Source organism: Streptomyces hainanensis, assembly GCF_004348415.1.
Taxonomy (GTDB): domain Bacteria; phylum Actinomycetota; class Actinomycetes; order Streptomycetales; family Streptomycetaceae; genus Streptomyces; species Streptomyces hainanensis.
The window spans coordinates 1-1,459 of the sequence record NZ_SMKI01000816.1 but is presented as its reverse complement, the minus strand read 5'-3'; the positions used below and the strand labels follow the sequence as shown (position 1 = coordinate 1,459).

General features: G+C 72.2%; 1 protein-coding gene. It reads right to left on the bottom strand.

Going from position 1 to position 1,459, the window contains the following annotated elements:
• On the bottom strand, positions 1–1,430 hold a 1,430-nt coding region (locus E1283_RS36170; protein WP_132822386.1), incomplete at its 3' end, for an FtsW/RodA/SpoVE family cell cycle protein.
• Between the last annotated feature and the right edge of the window lie 29 nt (positions 1,431–1,459).

The following is a 1,459-nucleotide window of genomic DNA, read 5'->3' as shown; positions in this document are numbered from 1 at the left end:
GGGTCGGCGTGGATCCGGGGGGTGATGATGGTGGCGTGGCCCTCGGGTTCGGTGGACGCCTTGCCCGCGCTGTCGCTGATCCGGATGAGCAGGGCGACCAGCAGCCAGTTGGCGACGGTGGACGAGCCGCCCTGGGAGAGGAACGGCAGTGCCTTGCCGGTGAGCGGGATCAGGCCCGTCACGCCGCCGGCGACCACGAAGACCTGGAGCGCGAGGACGGTGGCGAGGCCGGCGGCCAGCAGTTTGCCGAACGGGTCGGTGACGGCGATGGCGGTGGCGAGGCCGCGCTGGATGAGCAGCACGTAGAGCAGGATGACCAGCGTCAACCCGGCGAGGCCCAGCTCCTCCCCGACGGTGGCGAGGATGAAGTCGCTGCGGCCGGCGAAGCCGACGAGGTACGAGTTGCCCTGGCCGAGGCCGGTGCCGGTGAGGTGGCCGGCGCCGAGGCTGAACAGCGCCTCGGCCGACTGCTCGGAGATCAGGCCGGGCGGGCGCTGCTCCGGGGGGAGGTAGATGGCCATCGGGTCGAGCCACGCCTGCACGCGGCCCTTGACGTGCGGCTGGGTGGTGGCGACGAAGAACGTGCCGGCGGCGGCCATCAGCCCGCCGAGCACCACCCAGCTGATGCGTTCGGTGGTGATGTAGAGCATGACGATGAAGACGCCGAAGAAGATCAGCGACGTGCCCAGGTCGCGCTCGTAGAAGAGCACCAGCAGGCTGACGCCCCACACCACCAGTACCGGGCCGGCGTTGCGGCCGCGGGGCAGGGCGAGGCCGAGGAAGCGGCGGCCGACGAGGGACAGGGCGTCGCGGTTGGCCATCAGGTAGCTGGCGAAGAACACGACGATCATGACCTTGACGAACTCGCCGGGCTGGAGCGAGAGGCCGCCGACGTTGATCCACCGCTTGGCGCCGAACTGGTCGGCGCCGAAGAACGCGGGGGCCATCAGCAGCAGCAGGGCGACGGCCATGCCGAGGTAGGTGTAGCGCTGGAGCAGCCGGTGGTGGCGCAGCACGAGCAGGGTGGCGACCAGCAGGACGACGGCGAGCACGGTCCAGGTGACCTGGTCGGGGGCGACCGGTTGGGACTGGTAGTCGCTGGCCGGGTAGTGGCGGGCGTAGTCGCGGTCGAGCCGGTCCATCAGCACCAGGCCGAGGCCGGTCAGCAGCACGGTGGTGGGCAGCAGCAGCGGGTCGGCGTACCGGGCGAGGGCGCGGACGGCGAGGTGGGCGAGGAGGGCGAGCGCGGCGAGGCCGCCGGCGTAGCCGGGGAGGCCGGACGGTGGCCGGCCGTCGAGGGCGAGGCCGACGGCGGCGTGGCCGAAGACGACGATGAAGAGGGCGAGGAGGATCAGGCCGAGCTCCGTGTTGCGGCGGTGCGCGATCCACCGCCGGACCCCGGCGTCCACGACGAACCCGCGTTGCCGCATCTCCGCTCGTCCTCCCCGGGCCCCTCGCC